Source organism: Pseudomonas sp. S3_C06 (genome assembly GCF_054667675.1).
This window is the reverse complement of the sequence record NZ_CP162747.1, coordinates 5,910,646-5,927,286: the sequence shown is the minus strand read 5'-3', so window position 1 is coordinate 5,927,286 and position 16,641 is coordinate 5,910,646. Positions and strand designations below refer to the sequence as shown.

General features: G+C 56.9%; 15 protein-coding genes. 10 read left to right on the top strand and 5 right to left on the bottom strand.

The genetic code is table 11. The annotated features are described in order from the left end of the window. The first annotated feature begins 6 nt into the window (after window positions 1-6). Complete coding sequence (gene pabB, locus AB4N44_RS26435) at window positions 7-1,350, top strand: aminodeoxychorismate synthase component I (protein ID WP_127926477.1); 1,344 nt, start codon at window positions 7-9, stop codon at window positions 1,348-1,350. Window positions 1,351-1,437: 87 nt separating this feature from the next. Here pabB and thrH read toward each other — a convergent pair whose 3' ends face one another. Then, window positions 1,438-2,055 carry a bifunctional phosphoserine phosphatase/homoserine phosphotransferase ThrH gene (gene thrH / locus AB4N44_RS26430; protein WP_095047760.1) on the bottom strand — a complete coding sequence of 206 codons (618 nt, stop codon included), beginning with the start codon at window positions 2,053-2,055 and terminating at the stop codon, window positions 1,438-1,440. A gap of 165 nt (window positions 2,056-2,220) precedes the next feature. Here thrH and AB4N44_RS26425 point away from each other — a divergent pair, with 165 nt between their 5' ends. The 3 genes from AB4N44_RS26425 to AB4N44_RS26415 all read left to right on the top strand — a co-directional run bounded on the left by AB4N44_RS26425 (window position 2,221) and on the right by AB4N44_RS26415 (window position 5,852). Next, window positions 2,221-2,955, top strand: a complete 735-nt coding sequence (locus AB4N44_RS26425) for a phosphoadenylyl-sulfate reductase (RefSeq protein ID WP_077571815.1) — start codon at window positions 2,221-2,223, stop codon at window positions 2,953-2,955. Window positions 2,956-3,530: 575 nt separating this feature from the next. Continuing rightward, window positions 3,531-5,069, top strand: a complete 1,539-nt coding sequence (locus AB4N44_RS26420; protein WP_460111424.1) for an NCS1 family nucleobase:cation symporter-1 — start codon at window positions 3,531-3,533, stop codon at window positions 5,067-5,069. A 54-nt stretch (window positions 5,070-5,123) separates the two neighbouring features. Further along, window positions 5,124-5,852, top strand: coding sequence for an aspartate/glutamate racemase family protein (locus AB4N44_RS26415; protein WP_007916448.1), 729 nt, complete (start codon window positions 5,124-5,126; stop codon window positions 5,850-5,852). Between the two features lie 120 nt (window positions 5,853-5,972). On the opposite strand, the gene AB4N44_RS26410 is transcribed toward AB4N44_RS26415, so the two are convergent. Beyond that, complete coding sequence (locus AB4N44_RS26410; RefSeq protein ID WP_460111426.1) at window positions 5,973-6,899, bottom strand: LysR family transcriptional regulator; 927 nt, start codon at window positions 6,897-6,899, stop codon at window positions 5,973-5,975. Window positions 6,900-7,025: 126 nt separating this feature from the next. On the opposite strand from AB4N44_RS26410, the gene AB4N44_RS26405 reads away from it, so the two are divergent. Then, window positions 7,026-7,772, top strand: coding sequence for a 3-oxoacyl-ACP reductase family protein (locus AB4N44_RS26405; RefSeq protein ID WP_460111428.1), 747 nt, complete (start codon window positions 7,026-7,028; stop codon window positions 7,770-7,772). A 73-nt stretch (window positions 7,773-7,845) separates the two neighbouring features. On the opposite strand, the gene AB4N44_RS26400 is transcribed toward AB4N44_RS26405, so the two are convergent. After that, complete coding sequence (locus AB4N44_RS26400) at window positions 7,846-8,541, bottom strand: HAD-IA family hydrolase (protein ID WP_026000652.1); 696 nt, start codon at window positions 8,539-8,541, stop codon at window positions 7,846-7,848. A 244-nt stretch (window positions 8,542-8,785) separates the two neighbouring features. Here AB4N44_RS26400 and AB4N44_RS26395 point away from each other — a divergent pair, with 244 nt between their 5' ends. The 5 genes from AB4N44_RS26395 to AB4N44_RS26375 all read left to right on the top strand — a co-directional run bounded on the left by AB4N44_RS26395 (window position 8,786) and on the right by AB4N44_RS26375 (window position 15,738). After that, entirely contained in the window at window positions 8,786-13,573 is a 4,788-nt protein-coding gene (locus tag AB4N44_RS26395) for an RHS repeat-associated core domain-containing protein (protein WP_460111430.1), read from the top strand. Next, a complete protein-coding gene (locus tag AB4N44_RS26390) occupies window positions 13,563-13,877 on the top strand; it encodes a contact-dependent growth inhibition system immunity protein (RefSeq protein WP_460111432.1) in 315 nt (104 codons plus the stop codon). Before AB4N44_RS26395 ends, AB4N44_RS26390 begins: the two co-directional genes overlap by 11 nt. A gap of 310 nt (window positions 13,878-14,187) precedes the next feature. Next, window positions 14,188-14,592: an Imm50 family immunity protein gene (locus tag AB4N44_RS26385; RefSeq protein WP_460111435.1), complete on the top strand. Its 405-nt coding sequence runs from the start codon at window positions 14,188-14,190 to the stop codon at window positions 14,590-14,592. 47 nt (window positions 14,593-14,639) lie between these two features. Then, window positions 14,640-15,143 carry a DUF6896 domain-containing protein gene (locus AB4N44_RS26380; RefSeq protein ID WP_460158139.1) on the top strand — a complete coding sequence of 168 codons (504 nt, stop codon included), beginning with the start codon at window positions 14,640-14,642 and terminating at the stop codon, window positions 15,141-15,143. 166 nt (window positions 15,144-15,309) lie between these two features. Continuing rightward, window positions 15,310-15,738, top strand: coding sequence for a DUF6896 domain-containing protein (locus AB4N44_RS26375; RefSeq protein ID WP_460111438.1), 429 nt, complete (start codon window positions 15,310-15,312; stop codon window positions 15,736-15,738). Window positions 15,739-15,813: 75 nt separating this feature from the next. On the opposite strand, the gene AB4N44_RS26370 is transcribed toward AB4N44_RS26375, so the two are convergent. Continuing rightward, complete coding sequence (locus tag AB4N44_RS26370) at window positions 15,814-15,981, bottom strand: hypothetical protein (protein ID WP_007914082.1); 168 nt, start codon at window positions 15,979-15,981, stop codon at window positions 15,814-15,816. A 122-nt stretch (window positions 15,982-16,103) separates the two neighbouring features. Next, entirely contained in the window at window positions 16,104-16,523 is a 420-nt protein-coding gene (locus AB4N44_RS26365) for a YMGG-like glycine zipper-containing protein (RefSeq protein ID WP_007914081.1), read from the bottom strand. Between the last annotated feature and the right edge of the window lie 118 nt (window positions 16,524-16,641).

Below are 16,641 nucleotides of genomic sequence, written 5' to 3'. Positions count from 1 at the left end.
CCGCCCATGTTGACCTGTTCCGTACACCCGCTGCCCTACCGCGCCAATCCCGCCGACTACTTCGCGGCCATCCGCAACGCGCCCGGCGCCGTACTGCTCGACAGCGGCCGGCCAAGTGCCGACCGTGGTCGTTATGACCTGCTCAGCGCCTGGCCGCTGGAACAACTGGCGGTGTTGCCCGACGAAAGCGGCAATCATTTCCTGCAACGTCTGCGTGACAATCTGAATCGCCTCGGTGAGGCTGATTTGCCAGCAAGTTTCGAGCTTCCATTCGCTGGCGGTTTGATCGGTTACCTGAGCTACGATTTCGGTCGGCACCTGGAAAACCTGCCGAGCCAGGCGTTGGATGATCTGCAATTGCCGGACGCGCGTTTTGGCCTGTACGCCTGGGCACTGATCAGCGATCACCAGATGGCCACCAGCCAATTGGTCTTCCACCCGTCCGTGATCGACGGCGAGAAACAACGCCTGATTGCGTTATTCACTCAGCCACATGCTGATGCGCTGACCCCGTTCAAATTGAACGCCCCGATGACCGCCGACCTCTCGGCCGACGATTACCGCCAAGCCTTCGAACGCATTCAGCACTACATCCAGGCCGGCGATTGCTATCAGGTCAACTTCGCCCAACGCTTCCGCGCTTCGTGCCAGGGCGATCCGTGGCTGGCTTATTGCGCATTGCGCGAAGCCTGCCCGACACCGTTCTCCGGTTTCCAGAGCCTGCCCGAGGGCGGCGCGGTGTTGAGCCTGTCGCCGGAGCGCTTCGTCAAAGTCAGCGAACGCCAGGTGGAAACCCGCCCGATCAAAGGCACCCGCCCTCGCGGCCTGACCCCAGCCGAAGATGCGGCCAACGCCGCCGAACTGCTGGCCAGCCCCAAGGATCGCGCAGAAAACCTGATGATCGTCGACCTGCTGCGCAACGATCTCGGCCGCACCTGCCGCATCGGCTCGGTACGCGTGCCGGAGCTGTTCAGTCTGGAAAGCTATCCGAACGTGCATCACCTGGTCAGCAGCGTCACCGGTGAACTGGCGGATGATCGCGACGCACTGGATTTGATTGCCGGCAGTTTCCCCGGCGGCTCTATCACCGGCGCGCCGAAGATTCGCGCAATGCAGATCATTGATGAGCTGGAACCGACCCGACGCGGTTTGTATTGCGGCTCGTTGCTGTATCTGGACGTACGCGGCGAGATGGACAGCTCCATCGCGATTCGCAGTCTGTTGGTCAAGGATGGGCAAGTGTGCTGCTGGGGCGGTGGCGGGATTGTCGCCGATTCGGATTGGCAGGCGGAGTATCAGGAGTCGATCACCAAAGTCAGAATCCTCCTCGAAACCCTGCAGAACCTTTAAAAGCTATCGCGAGCAGGCTCACTCCTACATTTGGAATGCGATCCCCTGTAGGAGTGAGCCTGCTCGCGATGGCGTCTTTTCAGACGACTACAAACTCAACTCTCTGTTCGAAGCCTTCAGGAATTCCTGCTTCAACTCGGCAAACGTATGCACCGCCGGAAACTGCGGAAACTCGCGAATCACATTCTCCGGCGCATGAAACAGAATCCCCGCATCCGCCTCGCCCAGCATCGTCGTGTCGTTATACGAATCCCCCGCCGCAATCACCCGGTAATACAGGCTCTTGAACGCCAGCACCGACTGACGCTTGGGATCTTTCTGACGCAACTGATAGCTGGTCACCCGCCCGGTTTCGTCAGTGATCAGACGATGGCAAAGCAAGGTCGGGAAGCCCAGTTGGCGCATCAGCGGCTGGGAAAATTCATAGAACGTATCCGACAGAATCACCACCTGAAAGCGCTCACGCAGCCAGTTGACGAACTCCACTGCGCCGTCCAGCGGCTTCAGGGTGGCGATCACTTCCTGAATGTCCGACAGCTTCAAGCCGTGCTCGTCGAGGATGCGCAGACGCTGCTTCATCAGCACGTCGTAATCGGGAATGTCCCGGGTGGTGGCCTTGAGGGATTCGATTCCGGTTTTTTCGGCGAAGGCGATCCAGATTTCCGGCACCAACACCCCTTCAAGATCCAGGCAAGCAATTTCCACAAGACACTCCCGTTTGTATTGATTATTTGAGTCGAGCGAGGCCGAACTCTAGCGACTCACATGCAGACGCGCAACGCACAGCACGCCCCCGAGCCGTGCAGCTTTTTGTTACCATCAGCGCCATATAGAGCGCCCAGCGCCACCGACCTGTAGGAAGCCGCCCTGATGAGTGCAACGTTCGACGTCGTGGAACTCGCCACGACCTATGCCAATAAATCCGCCCAGGACATTCTGAAACTCGCGTTTGCCGAGTTCGGCGATGACCTTTGGATCTCTTTCAGCGGCGCCGAGGATGTGGTGCTGGTGGACATGGCCTGGAAGCTCAACAAGAACGTCAAGGTGTTCAGCCTCGACACCGGCCGCCTGCACCCAGAGACCTACCGCTTCATCGATCAGGTGCGCGAGCACTACAAGATCGACATCGAACTGGTGTCGCCGGACTACACGAAACTGGAACCGTTCGTGAAGGAAAAAGGCCTGTTCAGTTTCTACAAGGACGGCCACGGCGAATGCTGCGGCATCCGCAAAATCGAACCGCTACGCCGCAAACTATCTAGCGTCAAAGCCTGGGCCACCGGCCAGCGCCGCGATCAGAGCCCGGGCACGCGTAGCGCTGTGGCGGTGATGGAAATCGACACCGCGTTCTCCACGCCGGAGCGTACGTTGTACAAGTTCAACCCGTTGGCGCAGATGACCAGCGAAGAGATCTGGGGCTACATCCGCATGCTTGAGCTGCCGTACAACAGCCTGCATGAACGCGGCTTCATCAGCATAGGCTGCGAACCGTGCACCCGCCCGGTGCTGCCGAACCAGCATGAGCGCGAAGGCCGCTGGTGGTGGGAAGAGGCGACGCAGAAAGAGTGCGGGTTGCATGCCGGCAATATCATTAGCAAGGCGTAACGCCCTGCCGCGCTGATTTCCCCCTGTAGGAGTGAGCCTGCTCGCGATAGCGGTGTCTCAGTCGATGAATTTTTTGGCTGATACACCGCTATCGCGAGCAGGCTCACTCCTACAAAGGTCACTAGCGACTCAATAAATGTGTACACAGTAATGTCACCATCGGTGCCATTTATGTGTGCACTTTTTTGTTTCCACGCCCTGAAAAGTTACATCACGCCTAAAAACTCCCCGCCCTCGCCCGCTGTCAAAATCCCCCGCCAAAAATAAATACTTGTTCAATCGGTCAATTTTTAACCAATTATTTTCAACCACTTAGCGTTCATCGATAACTTTTCGAAATGAACACGGCTGCGCATAGATCGCCAACTGGCACAAATCTGGCTTTAGTGCATACATGTTTTGTATACAAAACTGCAAAACATACACACTTTCGATCCGCAAGCCTGAAGCGCCCTATCCCGTACAGGCTGCAGATGCCCCGTAACCAGTGATGTTCGCTGGCCGCGACGAAGATATGTCGAGCCTGAACGCTCATGCACAGTCATCGCGGCCCTGCACATCAGGAGCCTGCCGGAATGCGTACAAGTCTCTCCAATAACATCGCGCTGAATCTGCCCGCCTCTGCCCTCGACCAACCGTTACCCGATGACGGTCTGACCGAGCCGTTACAACTGAGCCCGCGCCTGCACAACAGCGATCTCGCGCCGACCAAGGCCGAGGGTCGGCGCTGGGGCAAATACAGCATCTTCGCCCTGTGGACGAACGACGTGCACAACATCGCCAACTACTCCTTCGCCATCGGCCTCTACGCTTTGGGCCTGGGAGGCTGGCAGATTCTGCTGTCGCTGGGGATTGGTGCGGCGCTGGTGTACTTCTTCATGAACCTGTCCGGTTACATGGGGCAGAAAACCGGCGTGCCGTTTCCGGTGATCAGCCGGATCAGTTTCGGCATCCATGGCGCGCAAATTCCTGCACTGATCCGGGCGGTTATCGCTATTGCCTGGTTCGGGATTCAGACGTACCTGGCCTCAGTGGTGTTCCGCGTACTGCTCACAGCGGTGCATCCCGGTTTCGCCGAATACGACCACAACGCGATTCTGGGTCTGTCGACTTTGGGTTGGGTGTGTTTCGTGGCGATCTGGTTCGTGCAACTGGCGATCCTTGCCTACGGCATGGAAATGGTGCGCCGCTACGAAGCGTTTGCCGGACCGGTGATTCTGCTGACCGTGGCCGCCCTCGCCGCGTGGATGTACTTCCAGGCCAACGCGACCATCGCCTGGTCGATCCGCGAACCACTGACCGGTGGCGAGATGTGGCGCAACATCTTTGCCGGCGGCGCTTTGTGGCTGGCGATCTACGGCACGTTGATCCTCAATTTCTGCGACTTCGCCCGCTCTTCGCCATGCCGCAAGACCATCAAGGTAGGAAACTTCTGGGGTTTGCCGGTGAATATTCTGGTGTTCGCCGCGATCACGGTTCTGCTCTGCGGTGCGCAATTTCAGATCAATGGCCGGATCATCGAAAGCCCGACCGAGATCATCGCCTCGATTCCCAACACCTTCTTCCTGGTGCTCGGTTGCCTGGCGTTTCTGATCGTCACCGTTGCGGTGAACATCATGGCCAACTTCGTCGCCCCGGCCTTCGTGCTGAGCAACCTGGCGCCGAAGTACCTGACGTTCCGCCGCGCCGGGCTGATCAGCGCGACCATCGCCGTGCTGATCCTGCCGTGGAATCTCTACAACAGCCCGCTGGTGATCGTGTACTTCCTGTCCGGTCTCGGCGCCCTGCTCGGCCCGTTGTACGGCGTGATCATGGTCGACTACTGGCTGATCCGCAAAGGTCGGATCAACGTACCGCAGCTCTACAGCGAAGACCCGAAAGGCGCTTATTACTACAGCCACGGCGTCAATTTCCGCGCGGTGGCGGCGTTTATTCCTGCGGCATTGATCGCCATTGTCCTGGCGCTGGTTCCGGGCTTCCACAGTGTCTCGCCGTTTTCTTGGCTGATCGGCGCCGGGATCGCCGGAATGCTCTATCCGATCATCGCCAAACGCCAACCGCACTACGCCGACATCAGCGGCGAATCGATCGCTGTCGACAACGTCTGCCATTAACTCCCTCGCGGCCCGGTTTCGGGCCGCAGAACTGCCCGCTATAAGGATTTCCCCATGCGTATTCTCGTGGTCAACGTCAACACCACCGAATCCATCACTGAGGCCATCGCCCGTTCGGCGCAGGCCGTTGCTTCGCCCGGAACGGAAATTGTCGGTTTGACGCCGTACTTCGGCGCCGATTCGATTGAAGGCAACTTCGAAAGCTATCTGGCGGCCATCGCGGTGATGGATCGGGTGATGTCCTACGATCAGCCGTTCGATGCAGTGATTCAGGCCGGTTATGGCGAACATGGCCGTGAAGGTTTGCAGGAATTGCTCAATGTGCCCGTAGTGGACATCACCGATGCGGCGGCGAGTACGGCAATGTTTCTGGGGCACGCGTATTCGGTGGTAACCACACTGGATCGCACCGTGCCGCTGATCGAGGATCGGCTGAAATTGTCCGGTCTGTGGGATCGTTGTGCATCGGTGCGGGCCAGTGGCCTGGCCGTTCTAGAGCTGGAGCACGAGCCGCAGCGCGCGCTGGAAGCGATCGTGCATCAGGCGGAGTTGGCGGTGACGCAGGACAAAGCCGAGGTGATCTGCCTGGGTTGCGGCGGCATGGCCGGGCTGGATGAGCAGATTCGTCGACGTACTGGCGTGCCGGTGGTGGACGGGGTGACGGCGGCGGTGACGATTGCGGAATCGCTGGTGCGGTTGCGCTTATCGACGTCGAAAGTGCGGACTTATGCAACGCCACGGCCGAAGAACATTATTGGCTGGCCGGGGCGGTTTGCCCGCTGAGGTCATCCTCGGAAACCGAGTCGCCCCATTCGCGAGCAGGCTCGCTCCCACAGGGGAAATGCATTCCAAATGTGGGAGCGAGCCTGCTCGCGAAGGCTGCAACTCGGTATCAAGCCGAGCTCAAATTGCACTGAACCGCTGCGCCAACCCCCGCTCCGCAAACTGCTCAATCAGAAAATCGACAAACGCCCGCGTCTTGCCCGGCAACAATTTATGCTCGGCGTAGTAAATCGAGATGTTGCCGTCATCGACAAACCAGTCCGGCAACACCCGCTGCAACGTCCCCGCCTGCAGATAGCCCACCGCAAACGGCATGCTCACCAGCGCGATTCCCAAGCCTTGTGCTGCTGTCCTGCAAGCGGCCTCGGAATCACTCATGGTCATTCGCGCCTTGAGCATCAACGGCCGACAATTCTGTGGATTGCGTCCGGTCAATTGCCAGGAACGCACGCGTCCGGTTTGCGGCGAGCGGATCAGAATGCCGTCGTGATGGCTGAGGTCGTCCGGTTCGATGATCTCGGGATTGGCCTGTAAATAGTCGGTGGACGCGACCAATATCCGATGCGCCGGGCTCAACTTGCGTGCGATCACGCCTTGCGGCAGTTCGAAACCGCCACCGATGGCCGCATCAAAGCCCTGGGCGATCAGATCGACCTGTCGATTATCGAAGTGCCAGTCCGGATTGATCGCCGGATATCGTCGTAGAAACTCACCGAGCATCGGCACGATATGCAGACAGCCAAATGCTGCGCCCATGCTGACTTTCAGCGTTCCCGCCGGTAGCCCTTCGACACTGGACAGATTGGCCACGGCATTTTGAATGGTCGTCAAACTGCCACTCACCTGATCGAGGAAAAGTTGCCCGGCCTCGGTCAGCGTCAGGCTGCGTGTACTACGCTGGAACAGCCGCACGCCGAGCCGCCCTTCGAGTTTGGCCACACTTTTGCCGACGGCTGCCGGGGTCAGACTCAAGCGTCGTGCGGCCTCGGCAAAGCTGCCGACTTCGGCACTACGCACAAAACATTCGATGCTGCTGAAGGTTTCCATGTTCGCCACTATAAACTTCTGGTTTACACAGACTATAGCAATCATGGTCTACACAGTTGTCGATACCACGCCGATACTCGGCACCAACACCAAGGCATTTCGCCTTGAATAGTCTGGAGATCGAACATGACCACTCAACACCTCAGCGGCAAAGTCGCTCTGATTCAAGGCGGTTCCCGTGGTATCGGTGCTGCCATCGTCAACCGCCTGGCCGCTGAAGGCGCCGCTGTAGCCTTCACTTACGTCAGCTCCAGCGCAAAAGCCGAAGAGCTGCAGAACAGCATCACCGCAAACGGTGGCAAAGCCTTGGCGATCAAGGCCGACAGCGCCGATGCCGCTGCCATCCGCCACGCCGTCAGCGCCACGCTCGAAGCTTTTGGCCGCCTCGACATTCTGGTCAACAACGCTGGCGTGCTGGCCGTCGCACCACTGGAAGACTTCAAACTTGAAGACTTCGACCAGACCGTAGCGATCAACATTCGCAGCGTCTTCATCGCCTCGCAGGAAGCCGCCAAACACATGGGCGAAGGCGCGCGCATCATCAACATCGGCAGCACCAACGCTGACCGCATGCCCTTCGCCGGCGGCGGTGTGTATGCAATGAGCAAATCGGCGCTGGTCGGTTTGACCAAAGGCCTGGCCCGCGACCTCGGCCCACGCGGCATCACCGTCAACAACGTGCAGCCCGGCCCGGTCGACACCGACATGAACCCGGCGCATGGTGATTTCGCCGAGAGTCTGATTCCGCTGATGGCGGTGGGTCGTTACGGTAAAGCCGAAGAAATCGCCAGCTTCGTCGCTTATCTGGCAGGTCCGGAAGCCGGCTACATCACCGGTGCCAGCCTGACCATCGACGGTGGTTTCGGCGCCTGATTTTCCGAGTCGCCTGAACGAAAAACGCCGCCCCTCTTGTAAAAGAAGGGCGGCGTTTTTGTGTGTCAGATGTCTACGCCCATTCCAGCGCCGGCAAACCACAGGCACTGGGCGTGAACGCTTTCAGGGTACGAAGAATCCCGTCAGCGTGTGCGTATTTTTCATCGGCCATGGCGGCATCGGGGATGGCGATCGCTGTCATGCCTGCGGCTTTCGCAGCGGTCACGCCAAACGGCGAATCCTCGAACACCAGGCAATCCTCAGGTGCCACGCCCAGACGGCGAGCGGCGGTGAGGAAAATATCCGGTGCCGGTTTGGCCGCGCCGACTTCCGGATCGTCTGCAGTGACGATGAAGTCGAACAACGCAAACCAGTCGCGGTGCAGCGTGGTTTTCTGCCCGAACGATTGACGCGACGAGCTGGTACCCACGGCAATCGGGATGTTGTGCGCCTTGAGATGGCGAATCAGCTCCTCGGCACCGGGCATCGCCTGCGCGGTGGGGAAACGCTCACGCATCAGCGGTTCACGGATGACCAGAAACTCTTCGGCGGTGATCGGCAGATCCAGCGCCTGCACCACGTAATTGGCCAGATCGTTGGCCCCGCGACCAATGATGTTCTGCTTGACGCTCCAGTCGAAGGTGCGCCCGTAACGCTGGGCAATCAGCGAGGTAACCTCGGTATAAATGCCCTCGGTGTCCAGCAGCAAACCGTCCATATCGAAAATCACGGCCTTGATCGGGCCGAACGCCTTCAGCGGTGCATTCATCATCGGATCCGTTAACAAAGACATCCCAGGCGGCAGGTGATGCCGCTGCTCGGATCTGATTAAAGGGTTCAGCAGCATAACGAGCGCGGCAGACATTGAGCAACGGGCAATGTTTGTTGGGCGATGAACTACTCGCAGACATTTAGCGAAACATCCTACAGATAACACCTACTCGCCCGACTTCTTTCCTGATTGATCCCCCGCAAAGTCCCCGCACCTTTTTGATGTGCGCGAGAGACTGCGAATGCTTCCAACCGATCGGCTGCTGGCCCTGAATAACAGCATCGGCCTGCTCGTTGTTGCTGCTTTGAATCCCGATGAGCCGGACTTCGAACATCTGATCCGCGAATTCCGCCTGTGCCTGAACCACTACGACGCCTGGGCCGAGCAGTTCTGGACAGGCGCCGCGCTGGATATCGAGCAGGTGTTCACTGTCGGCAACGACGTGCGTCTCAGCGCGCCGATCAAGTCGCAACAACCGCTCAGTTCATCGGTGGTCATGTGCTCGGCCAGCGGGGCGTTGACGCTGGTGCACATGTTCGAGGCCGCGCGGTTCGTGCCGATTGGCAACACCCCGGTGACGCTCGAACCGGTGCTTGCCGATGTCGGCGGCGTGCTGACTTTCGGCGAAGCGCTGCATTACACCATCGGCCCCAGCGGCATTCTGCAGGTGACCGACTGCGATCGGGGCCAGCGTTATCGCATCACCTTCTTTCCCGATGTGTCCACCGACCATGTGCGTGCACTGTATGCCTCTTATGAAGGTGTCATTGCAGGCCTGGAAGGCTGGCTGCGCGCTGAGTGGGCAGGGTTTCAACCCCAGTGGACGGAGTTTTCCAGCGCCGGATTTCTTGAGCGTTACGGTCAGCTGCAACAGGCCGACTGGCGTGGATTCGAGAAAGCCCTGAATGGCGTTTGGGACGACATTAAACAGGTATTCGCCCTCCTCGCCGACCTGCAGGCCAACAGCGAAAAGCTTCTGGAATACCTCAGCGAGGCCGAGCTTGAGGCGTTGTTGAATGCCTCCAGCGACGCCATTGCCAACGGCTTGCTGATCCTCAGTGACGAACCGTTGCTGTTCATTCATATGGCCGCGTTTACCAGTTGGCTGAAGATGCTGCCGCCGCAGCACCTGGCCGAAGTGGTGGCCGAGGTGCGGGTCGAACTGCTGATCAGTTTTCTGCTGATGGGATTGTCGGGTGGCGTCGGCGTGCCGCTGCGCTTGAGCAGCAAGGTGCTGGCGAAGGTCAAGTCGCCACGGGCGCGGGAATGGCTGGCGGCCTCGGCTTTGCGCTTGGCCGAACTGACGTCCTCGGCGGATTTGACGCGGCATGCCAGCGTTTTGAAGCCGCTGATGCTCAATGTGCGTGACGTTGAGTTGAAACCGACACCGTCGATACCGCTGAACATTCGTCAGGCTGATTCTGTGGTGTTGACGGTGCCGAATCCGGCGCCTGTTGTGCGGGACAAGTCTGGCGGTTCGAGCCGGATCGAGCGACATGAGCCGCATGACGACTCGCCGGATCAGGCGAAAAACCCCAACGGTGACAGCGCCGATTGCGTGCCGCGCACCTGCACCAACGGTTGTCCGGTGTCGATGGTCACTGGCGAAGAACTGCTGACCCTGACTGATGGGGTGCTTGATGGCGTGTTGCCGTTCGAGTTCACGCGGTTGTATCGCTCTAGCGCCGCCGAGATCGATGTCGGGCTGGGGTTTGGCTGGAGTCATTCGCTGGCGCATCGGCTCGCGTTTGAGGGTGACTTTGTTGTCTGGGTCGACCATGAAAACCGTCGAACACGGTTTCCGCTTCCTGGCGTTTCGCGCCCGGCGATTCACAACAGCCTGTCGCGGGCGGCGATTTTTCTTGGCGATGAGCCGGAGGAAATGATCCTCGCGCTGGCCGGGGAAACGGCGCGGTTTTATCACTTTCGCGCAGGACGGCTGACGGCGATCAGCGATGCCTATGGCAATCGTCTGACAGTGCAGCGCGATCGATCTGACCGGGTGCAGCGACTGGACAACGGCGCCGGGCGCTCGCTGCTGTTGCGGTATGACCGCGCGCAGTTGCTCGGTGTTGATTACCAAGTGTTTCGCGACGGTGCCTGGAGCACCGAACAGGCGCTGGTCAGCTACCGCTACGACGCTTATCAACACCTGATCGAGGCCAGCAACGCCGTCGGTGACAGCGAGCGTTACGACTACGACGACGCTCACGTAATCCTGCAGCGGCAACTGGCCGGCGGCGCGAGTTTTTTCTGGGAGTGGGAGCGGTCGGGGAAAGCCGCGCGTTGCGTGCGTCACTGGGCGTCGTTTTCGCAGATGGACACCCGTTACGTCTGGAATGACGACGGCAGCGTGGCGGTGCATTACGTCGATGGCACTGAAGAAACGTACGTCCACGACGAGCGGGCGCGGCTGGTGCGCAAGGTCGAGGCCGACGGTGGCGAGCAGCTCAAGGCTTATGACGATGCCGGGCGCTTGATCGCCGAGCAGGATGCGTTAGGCGCGGTCACCGAATACCGCTACGACGAGGTCGGACGGCTGATTGCGCTGATTCCGCCGGATGACGCGCCCACGTCCTACGAGTATCGCAACGGTTTCCTGTTTCGCCGTTCGCGCGGTGACGCGGTGTGGATCTACCGGCGCAATGCCGAGGGTGATGTCACCGAAGCGGTCGACCCCGACGGTCAGGTCACCCATTACTACTACGACACCCGGGGTCAGTTGCTGTCGATCCGTTATCCGGACAGCAGCCGCCATCGGCTGGTGTGGAATGCCCTCGGCCAGTTGACCGAGGAAACCCTGCCCGACGGTGGCGTGCGGCGTTTTTCCTACGATGCATTGGGGCGGCGGACCACAACCGCAGACGAACACGCTGCGGTCACCCGTCAGCATTGGGACGCCGTTGGCCGACTGATTCAGACGACATTTCCTGACGGTGCGACCCGCGCCTACAGCTACGGCGCCTACGGTCAGGTCACCGCCGAGCGCGATGAACTCGGGCGTATCACCCGTTATGAATACGACGACGATCTGCACCTGGTTTCGCGGCGGATCAACCCCGACGGCACACGGGTGCAGTACCGCTACGACCATGCGCAACTGCTGCTCACCGAGATTGAAAACGAATCGGGGGAAAAGTACCGGCTGGATTACACACCGACCGGGCTGATTCGTCAGGAAAGCGGTTTTGACGGCCGGCGCACGGCGTACGCCTACGACCTCAACGGGCATCTGCTGGAGAAGACCGAGTTCGGTGATGACGGCTCGACGCTGATTACTGGATATGCAAGAGATGCTGCCGGGCGTCTTCTGGTCAAGACCCTGCCTGACGGGATCAAGGTCACCTATCAATACGACCGCCTCGGTCGTTTGATTGGGGTCGACGACGGCCAGCAACACCCGCTGGCCTTCGAGTACGACCGCCAGAACCGCTTGATCACCGAGCATCAGGGCTGGGGCACCCTGCGTTACCGCTACGATGCCTGCGGCCAGCTCAAACGTCTGCGTCTGCCGGACAACAGCGTGCTCGACTACCGCCACGCCAAGGGTGGCGCGCTGAGCGGGATTGACCTCAACGGCACACCGCTGACCCGCCACGTCTACCAGTCCGGCCGCGAACGGCAACGTCAGCAAGGCCTGCTGCTCAGCGAATATACCTACGACGATCAGGGACGATTACTCGCCCACGCCGTAGGCCATCAGCGCGATGCGTTGTACCGCCGCGATTATGCCTACAACGCCAACGGTAATCTCGCGCACATTGCCGACAGCCGCCACGGCCAGCGCACCTACGGCTACGACGCCCTCGACCGGCTGATCCGCGTACGCCACTCACGCGACGAACTGCCGGAAAGCTTCGCCCACGACCCGGCCGGCAACCTGCTGATGCAGGACCGCCCCGGCCCGAGTCAGATCAAAGGCAACCGCCTGCTGCTGCAAGGCGACCGCCACTACGATTACGACGCCTTCGGCAACCTGATCCGCGAACGCCGCGGCCGCGCCCAGACACTCGTTACCGAATACCGCTACGACTGCCAGCACCGCCTGATCGGCCTGACCCGCCCCGACGGCCAGACCGCGACTTACGCCTACGATGCTTTCGGCCGACGCATCCGCAAAACCGTCGGCGACGCCACCACCGAGTTCTTCTGGCAAGGCGACCACCTCGTCGCCGAAAGCAGCGAAAGCGAATACCGCAGCTACGTCTACGAACCCGGCACCTTCCGCCCCCTCGCGCTGCTCGACGGCAAAGGCCCGAAAAAAGCCTGCCCGTTCTACTACCAACTCGACCACCTCGGCACCCCGCAGGAACTCACCGACTACAGCGGCGACATCGTCTGGTCCGCGCAATACGACGCCTACGGCAAAGTCGCCGCACTGACCCTGGCCGGCGAGGACTACCTGAACCAGCCACTGCGCTTTCAGGGGCAGTACTTCGACGGCGAAAGCGGCCTGCATTACAACCGGCATCGGTATTACGACCCGAGGCTGGGGCGATATCTGACGCCGGATCCGATCAAGTTGGCGGGTGGCTTGAATCAGTACCAGTACGTGCCGAATCCGACGGGGTGGGTGGATCCGCTGGGGTTAACTTGCACCCCTTGTCCCGGATCGATTGTTGCTGATGGCCCCTTCAGTGAAATAGTTCCAGGAGGTGGCTTAGAGGCCCACGAGTCTAGAGGTGGACATGCTATTGCGAGGCATGTCAATAGATCGGAGGCTCAACTGAGAGCTAGACTAATGGCTGAGCCGAACATACCTATTGCGTCAACATTTCATAATAGGGCAGAGGCTGAAGCTGCGCTCTCTAATGTTATCAGGAGCAACAAAGTAAATATTGATGATTTTCTAGTAAGTAACGCAAATAATTTTGTAATTAATGAGCGAGTGCCTGTTCCTGCTGGCGTGGGCGTTGTAAGACAGAGTGGAACGCTAGAACCGCTATTTAGTATTAGATTAGTGCTGCGACGAGATACAACTTCACCACTTGGCTATTTTATCTTGACGGGTTTTGTAAATGACAACTGAAAATTTTCCTAAGCTATTCCAGTTTCTCGGAGCCTATTTTCATGAGGATTGGATGTGTGAGTTTGACTTGGCAGACGATGTTATTAGAGCTTTCCTAGCAGACTCAGAACGTTGCATAGTGGAAGGAGTGATAAAGGAAATCAATGCCTTACTGGCGATGAATATGACAGATAATAAAATTCGAGGTTTTTTACTGAAAGAAGTTGGATGCTGTTACTGCTATTGGCATGACTGGCAAGACGGAAATACGTGGTTGAAACACATTCTTGTGGTTATCAGAGAAGCTCCACACAGTAATATTTAAGTACTCTTGGATAAGCCCCCATCATTTTTGATCAAAAAAAATATTGGCGCATCAGTTGTCCCTTTGCTGGCAACCCCGCTTCCATAGGAGATCCATAGGTATTGACCTCAACGTTGTCCAATTAGCTCAGGTGCAGGATATCGGAAGCGGCGAGGATATCAATCACATGCACGCTATACCTCGGAACACTCTTCAGGTGATGCTTCGCCAGCGATGCCATCCTCACGAGTTGGTCATTTAAACTAATATCTCGTGAAAATCACCGCTGAGAGAACTATCGTATCTTTCACCACTCTTTCAGGAGTCAACCATGAAATATTGGAACGACATACATGGAAGCACCTTTTTTAACATGATTTTTAGCTCTCCAATAGCCATTGGCGAAATAAATCTTTTTACCTTAAAAATCGAAAACGATTACTCCACTATCATCATGGGATTCGACATACCCGAAACCCCGGACGCTCCTCCAAGAAAATGGAAGAACATAGGATTCAACACTTGTCGAATTGGAATAACATGCAGTGAAATAGAGGAATTATTCATAGCAAAATTGCCGAACCAAAAAAACTTTAAATTAACAATCGAAAAAATGGACTCTCGCTTTAAAGTTTCAGCAACCGCAGAAAAATCCTCGATAAGCTTTACCACCTCATTTATAAATCTGCGAGAGCCAAATGTTTACCTGAAGAATGACCCACACCATAAAACATAAAACATAAAACATAAAACATAAAACATAAAACATAAAACATCGGTGGCATGAAAAAATTGACCACCCCAAAAAGCCCCCTCGAACTACTGATCACTGACTTTCTCTCCAAAGTCGATGAAGGCACAAAGCTGCTCGAAGAGAAATTTGGTAATCGAAATATTCTAAGACTATGGCGAAGCGGGAAAATCGAACGCTGCGGAAAAATGACCAATGGAATTCAGTATGAGCTACACGGCGTCGGGTGCGCCATTCACTTCCCATCAGAATCAGTAAATTTCGATTATGGATCTAATAACAGGATCAATGGTTTTGATGTATGGCGTCTCTACATTTACGCCTTAGACAGACCGCTCGTATATGAACATTACTGCGACAAGAAAACACTCGAAAAAGAATTCAAGGATCTGGTTTCGCTAAAGACAATTAAAAAATGTCGCCATCTGATGACCTATATATACTCGACGCAACTTACACGCCAAAATAAACTTATATTAGAAACCACCAATTTAAATCAACTAAACACCAGAACAACAACCCCAACCCCAACATAATGCAATACCTATATTTTAGGCAGCCAGCATCGCGCAGCAGCAAGGCAAACTTCGACCAATATGAATTCAGATTCACATCAAATCTAAAAAACGTAAAACGCGCCTCAAAAAAACAGTGAAAACGTATTAGAGCCAGCATTTAGGGCAGATTGGAGCGGAGAATAAGATGAGCGATCAAAATGAAACTTTGGACATCCTGATAAATGAATTTATCTCCATGGTGGATTCCAGCACGCTGATATTTGAGCGCAAATTTGGCACTCGTGACATTCGAAGGCTTTGGTACACCAAGGCAATCAAGCGATGCGGGAGAGTCACTCGAGGCGTTAAATATGAATTGCATGGTATTGGCTGCCGCATCAATTTATCGACAGGAAGCGTAGATTTTGACTATGGCCCTAACGGTGAAATCAATGGGTTTGATACTTGGCGCCTATACAACTTTGCCCGTGAAAGACCCTCTAAACATAGAAAATATTGCGATGAAGAAACCATTAAAAAAGAACTCAAAGAATATATAGAGCTAAAAAAAATCAAAAAAATGTCAGGCATAAGCAACCTGTATGTATTGGCTGACTCAAAAGAAACCGATTAGACACGACCACCAAAAGGGCCTGTTCACTCAGGCCCTTAAAACCAATTCCAGACTTTCAACCCACCCTATTCCCCCTCACTGCTCATCCTCATCCTCTTCATACTCCATATCCGCCTCATCCGAATCATTCAACGGCACCGTCGCATCATCCATCAACGACCCCGGATCCTCATTCCCCGGGTCATTGATAAACGGCAGTCCACTCGAACCTTTCTCTTCCTTGCCTTCAGTTTCGGGAGTCATGGCAAACCTCGTCATCTGGTGGAGTGTATGACTTTCGAAAAGCCCTACAGCCAATCGTTCCAGAGTCCGACGAGCAAATGCAAAAAACCCGGCAAAATGCCGGGTTTCCGTTTAACCCACCATCAATGATGGCGGTTTTTATGTTTGTTCTTGTGTTTGTGACCACCACCCGAATGAGAGCCACCATCGTCACCGAGGTTATTACCGACCGCACCACCCGCCGCGCCACCCAACCCTGCGCCAATGGTCGAACCCGTAGAGCCGCCGAGGCTGTTGCCGACGACCGAGCCACCCGCCGCGCCGAGACCACCACCAATGGCCGCTTCGGTTCGATTGCGTTTATTCGCCCCGACGGCACTGCCGGCCGCGCCGCCAACACCCGCACCTACCGCCGCGCCAGTACTGCCACCGAGTTGTCCACCGACCACATTGCCGAGCGCGCCGCCCAAGCCGCCACCCACAGCGGCGGTGCCATCACCAGCGGCCATCGCCCCTTGTGCTACCAGCAAACCGAAAAACAGTGCAGATAATGACAAGCGCATATGAACCTCACAGTTCCCGAAGCGGGACAGTCCGCCCAGACATGGGCCTATGTGAGATTGGAGACGCAAACGGGGAAAACGTTCAGCCATGAAAAAGCCCGACATCAAGCCGGGCTTT